The sequence below is a fragment of the Desulfosporosinus sp. Tol-M2 genome (assembly GCF_059735615.1).
The window spans coordinates 1-5,082 of the sequence record NZ_JCAIJG010000111.1; the positions used below are offsets into that span (position 1 = coordinate 1).

Sequence of the window (5,082 nt, forward strand, 5' to 3'; positions counted from 1 at the left end):
CCGGCTTTTTCAAAAATGGCCAGCAGTAAATGTTCGGTGCTGACGTACTCATCCCCAAACGTGCCCATCTCATCATGGGCCGCTACTAATACCGTACGTAAACGGGGGGAAATGCTTAATTGGACATTTCCACCGCTTATACGTGGCAGGCGATTGATCTCTTGACGGATAGTTTTGATGAGTACGCCCACTGCCATATTTAATTTACTTAATACTTGAGGAACGACGCCATCCCCTTGCTCTAAAAGAGCGAGCAAAAGATGTTCAGGCTCAACCTGACTGTTTCCGTTGCGTTCCGCCATATTTTGGGCATTGCCGATCGCTTCCTGAGATTTTTGGGTAAATCGGTTGGTATCGAAAGACATAATTACTCACTCCTTTTCAAGTTAGGTAAAGTTAACAGCGTCATGAAGTTACCCTCTTTTAGCAGCCAGATCACGTAGAGTCGAAATCTCTTGCTTACTCAGGTTTTCCGGTAGGACAATAGCTAATTCTACAAAGAGATCCCCTTGTTTATGTGGATTTTCTAAATTTGGCATACCTTTTCCTTTTAAGCGAAATTTCTTGCCACTTTGCGAAAGGGTTGGAATTTTGAGAATTACTTCTCCGCCTAAAGTCAGGACCCTAACCTCCCCCCCTAAAATGGCTTTGTAGAAATCAATCGGTAAATCGGCTTTCAAGTCATCCCCCTCACGAACAAAGCGAGCATGTGGACTTACTGTGATGTTTAAATAGAGACTCCCGTTCGGCCCGCCCGAAATCCCAGGACCCCCTTGGCCGGTAAGCCGCACCTTAGAACCGGTACGTACTCCTTTCGGGATTTTGGCTTCAATTTGCTTTTCCCCGGTTTGGATGAGGCGTGTCGTCCCATGATAAGATTCTTCAAGGGTCACTTGAACTTCGACCTCAAGGTCCTGACCGGCGCGAGCACGCCTTACAGAAGAGCCGCCGCTGAACCCACGGCCTTGTCCACCGCCCCCGCCAAAAAGGGCAGAGAAGAAATCCGAAAATCCTTCCCCTCCAAAACCGTCAAAGCCACCCGATCTGCCGGTGCCACCGAACATTTCCGCAAATTCTTCCGGGGACATGGTATAAGTCTGGCTCCCGCCACCCGCTCCCCCGGGTTGAGAATGCCAACGGTCCCAATTGTAATCTCCACGTCCGCCGCGGGTCTGCCATTGTTGATAGTCCTGCCGTAATTCATCATATTTGCGTCGTTTCTCGGGATCGCTGATTGCTTGATAGGCTTCCGTAGCTTCCTTAAATTTTTCTTCAGCCGCTTTATCGCCCGGATTAACATCAGGATGATATTTTTTTGCCAGCTTTTGATAAGCTTTTTTTATCGTTTTTTCATCTGCCTCTGGTGAAACACCAAGACTGGCATAATAGTCTTTAAAGTCCATTTGCTCACCTCCTATACTCATGTACTTGTTTCTATTTCATTTTTAATATTACTGCTATAAGTTTAGCTTGGGATATATTGGAGTATTTTTTCCTTTATAAGTAGATTATATCCCCTTTAAGCGCGAAGGTCAATAATGGTCAGACTTTTTTTAGGCAGTCCATCCCCTCATATTATCCATTGGGATTAAGTGTTACAAACTTCCTTAAAAATTGAGCGCATGGGAACGCACGTCTCACGACAAAGTCTCCCTTTTATCTATGGCTTGATTATAAACTGAGGCCAACGTGATTTATATGGTTGACCATATTCTGTCCATAACCTCATTTGCATAGAATTTTTCGGGCAGTGATTCACGCAACCAAGGCATAATGCACATGTTCCTTTTGCCTTCGGAAGGCCGTTAACGGAAACAAACCTATTAGCAGGGCAATACTTAATACAAAAGTTACATGCCGTACATCTCTTACGCCAAACATATGTCCGATATATGATGGTGTTTATCCACTTGTTATCCAAAAGAAAACCAATAACCGCAAGCGGAGTTGGCCAGAAAATAAAAGGAAGCCCTCCTCCATCTCCGAAGATAAATTCCTTTGCTGAATGCCGGACAAAAATAAGGTCACTTCTCAAGGGGGTTACTGAATCGATTAACTGCCAGAGCTTTTTAGTGCCCAGACGAAATGTCGGGACATTTAAGGGATATATACTCCAGATTCTTCCGATAACCTTGTACCCTTTTAAAGCAAGTAAAACCCAAGCTATAATCCCGGCATTCTCGGGTCCTCCGGCAGCAGTATAGAGTATGAATGCCGGTTTCCCATTGCCTGTCTTTAGTTTATTTATGAGGAAATCTGTTAGAGGCCAAGGAGGTTTCCAACCGCTTACCGGAAAGGCAATAACTAAAGAATCGCCTTCTAACATAGGATTAAAATCTTTGTAATAATGAAATCTATGTACTTTAACCTCCGCCCCACTCTTGCGAGCACTTTCTATAAATTCATTTGCATAGTGTCCTGTGTTACCGGAGAATGAGCACAAAATCAGATCAATATTCTTGGGTAGTTTGTATGCAGCTTGTCCCCTGATGGTTTTTAAACCGTAAAATGCCAGCCCTAACGCTATAGTTACTAACAATACAGACCCAACAATTCCAATTTGTCGATTCAAGGTCAATAATAAACCCAAAGTCAATGAAAACAGTACCGAACCAGCTGTTGCAATACGAGAATTTATCCGGTGACTTACAGAGATTGTTACGGTTGAAACCAGCAGCAGATACCAGGCAGGTCCCAGGTGGGGCTCGAAAGGCGCTGCGATAAGCCATATAAACGGTAACATTGACATTTCCAGCAGGACCGACCACGAACGATATAATAGCATCACCGGAATCATTGCCCCCGACCAAATGATTAATACCAATCCAAGTTTTAACCGGTCCGCCAACACTGATAAGCCAAGAAAATAAGCAATCGTCAATACCAGGATTATCATTCTCCAATAATCTATACCGGTCTTTTTCACGATTAGCCACCTCATATCCACTCAAGAATACAACTCATTCGCTGTCGTCTAACGTTACGAATACTGCCGAAGTCTAGTTTCAAGAAGTTCTTCTTCCGAACATTACTGCAAAATGATAATATTTTATAGAAGTATTTTATTATTATTTTGAACCAATAATCTATATTGTTATTACCTATTACCCAGTCAACATTACATGGTCCTTAGAGATCTAAAGTTTTTTCTCTAGCTAGTAGCCATCGCCTGCCCCTAATCCCGGACAACATCATCCCCCTGACAACATAGGAATATTCTACATACTAATCAAGCTTAAGGTCTATATTGTTCCAATATCCCAACAATAACACCATCTTTAAGGGCCAAATGGCATAATGGATCTCGATCAGGGTATTCAGCCATACGTTCAGCAAGTCCATTTACATTTGTTAAAGATGGATTCGCTAAATCATGCCAATTGACTAAATCTACCTGAACATCCTCAGCAACCTTTAAACTAGTTTGTTGATCCGATTCATTGTAAATATAATAGCCATTGGGAAAATCCAAATCAGCATCTAATCCTAACGCCTTTACTCTTTTTGTATCTCCCTGTATCACCCATTCTACCTCGTCAATAGTTAACATCCTGGTTTTCTCGTCATAAGCCTTAATAAAGCTTAGTAATTTTTCCGGACTAATCTCAACATCCACACGGTTTAGCACAAGCGAGCCCTTGGGATTGTGTTCTTTTAAAAATTCGAGGGAGTATTTCTCTAACATGCTGCGCATATGCGCTTTGTAAGTATCATACCAATCCTGAGGATCGGTGTTAGCATATTTGATATCTTCACCAGCCAGAATATTCCTGCACAAGCTTTCCATAATATGACTCTTCAGCCCGGTTTGGCCGCCTTTTTCAAACTCGGAAAACAGATAGGGCAGGGCTTCTGCATCCATTTTTATAATGGCGTCATATTCCTCCTGATGGGCAGCGATATAATCGCCGAGATTTGAAGATTCCAGGGGCGAGGACATAATTAGCGCCAGCAAATTTTCAATTTTAGTGTTCGTTGTCAAGTTCGGTGTCATTATGCCAGTATTGGTATCCTCCGAGTTGGTTTTACCGGCACATCCTCCCAGCATCACCGCTCCGCCGATTACTACAACTAACAGCACTGCTGACATTAGCGTAATCGCCTTGGACTTTTTAGTATACTTCATAATTGCCACCAGCCTTTCTTTAAGCGTTGCTTTTTCTTCATTCATAGTAACCTTACGAACCTCATAAATCTCTAGAAGTTATCTGAAGGTCGGCGCCCCAAAGGAATCCCCAAGCAAAACGCTCTTCATATATTTGTATATTTACGTAATTACGCATATACTGTATGTAGATTATGAAAAGGGGTGACCATCATGTCTGTTAGCTCCCACAAGATCTTTGTTCAAAAACGAAATCTAATAAGCCTTCCAAGAGACATCAGAGAACAACTAAATATCAATGAAGGAGATGTTCTCGATATTCGGATGGATAACAATAAAATTATCATTGAACCAATGAAACTCGTGCCTACTAGCCAAGCATACTTCTGGTCTGATATAGTCCAAAATGATATGCTCGAAGCCAAAAATGATGTTGATTCCGGCAATACTCGTGAGTTTAATACCGTTAGCGAATTTCTTGACGGTATTAAACAATGACCAGACGCTTTAAATCAACTCGAAAATTCGATAAGCAATTTAAACAACTCGACTCAAGGGTTTCAAAACAAGCAGAAAAAGCTATTGAATTATTCATCTCCGACCCTGGTCATCCTTCTTTAAGATATAAAAAGATTCAAGGAACAGATAACTTCTATGAAATCAGCATCAATATGTCAGTTAGAATTATCATAGAAGTAACTTCCGATGGAAATGATCAGATTAACACCTTCTATATTATCGGGACCCATGATGAAGTTTTCCCACCTAAGTAGCCCATGAGACGGCTACTTTTTCTTTCTTTTCCGCCGACTTTCAGATAACATCCCGCCGGTTCCCGCCGCGCCCTGACCGCATTCATCATCCTCCAAGTGGCGGGAACCGGCTGTTCTACGACGTATCATGCTCCCGGACTCAGCAGCGCCACGGACGGCGGTGCCTTAAATTTCGCTGGAATACCCCCAACCCGGACAAGCCGG

At 42.6% G+C, this 5,082-nt stretch carries 6 protein-coding genes; 2 read left to right on the forward strand and 4 right to left on the reverse strand.

All coding sequences use genetic code 11. From position 1 onward, the window contains the following. From AC6I5A_RS08085 to AC6I5A_RS08100, 4 genes are all read right to left on the reverse strand, one after another. A partial coding sequence (locus AC6I5A_RS08085; protein WP_034614229.1) for a Clp protease N-terminal domain-containing protein occupies positions 1-365 on the reverse strand: 365 nt, incomplete at its 3' end. A 48-nt stretch (positions 366-413) separates the two neighbouring features. After that, positions 414-1,403 (reverse strand): DnaJ C-terminal domain-containing protein, encoded by a 990-nt coding sequence (locus AC6I5A_RS08090; protein ID WP_034614233.1) that lies wholly within the window; start codon positions 1,401-1,403, stop codon positions 414-416. A gap of 257 nt (positions 1,404-1,660) precedes the next feature. Beyond that, complete coding sequence (locus AC6I5A_RS08095) at positions 1,661-2,926, reverse strand: hypothetical protein (RefSeq protein ID WP_034614236.1); 1,266 nt, start codon at positions 2,924-2,926, stop codon at positions 1,661-1,663. Between the two features lie 309 nt (positions 2,927-3,235). Next, on the reverse strand, positions 3,236-4,171 hold the full coding sequence (locus AC6I5A_RS08100; protein ID WP_034614237.1) for a hypothetical protein: 936 nt from the start codon (positions 4,169-4,171) through the stop codon (positions 3,236-3,238). A gap of 147 nt (positions 4,172-4,318) precedes the next feature. Between AC6I5A_RS08100 and AC6I5A_RS08105 the strand changes: the two genes are divergently transcribed. Together AC6I5A_RS08105 and AC6I5A_RS08110 are read left to right on the forward strand one after the other, a co-directional pair. After that, positions 4,319-4,603, forward strand: a complete 285-nt coding sequence (locus tag AC6I5A_RS08105) for an AbrB/MazE/SpoVT family DNA-binding domain-containing protein (protein ID WP_034614240.1) — start codon at positions 4,319-4,321, stop codon at positions 4,601-4,603. Beyond that, positions 4,600-4,878 (forward strand): type II toxin-antitoxin system RelE/ParE family toxin, encoded by a 279-nt coding sequence (locus tag AC6I5A_RS08110; RefSeq protein WP_034614243.1) that lies wholly within the window; start codon positions 4,600-4,602, stop codon positions 4,876-4,878. The genes AC6I5A_RS08105 and AC6I5A_RS08110 overlap by 4 nt, the downstream gene beginning before the upstream one ends. Positions 4,879-5,082 lie beyond the last annotated feature (204 nt).

Excerpts from the sequence above, each read along its gene's own strand:
- AC6I5A_RS08110 (WP_034614243.1), top strand. The coding sequence starts at position 4,600 with ATGACCAGACGCTTTAAATCAACTCGAAAATTCGATAAGCAATTTAAA.
- AC6I5A_RS08100 (WP_034614237.1), bottom strand. The coding sequence starts at position 4,171 with ATGAATGAAGAAAAAGCAACGCTTAAAGAAAGGCTGGTGGCAATTATG.
- AC6I5A_RS08105 (WP_034614240.1), top strand. The coding sequence starts at position 4,319 with ATGTCTGTTAGCTCCCACAAGATCTTTGTTCAAAAACGAAATCTAATA.
- AC6I5A_RS08090 (WP_034614233.1), bottom strand. The coding sequence starts at position 1,403 with ATGGACTTTAAAGACTATTATGCCAGTCTTGGTGTTTCACCAGAGGCA.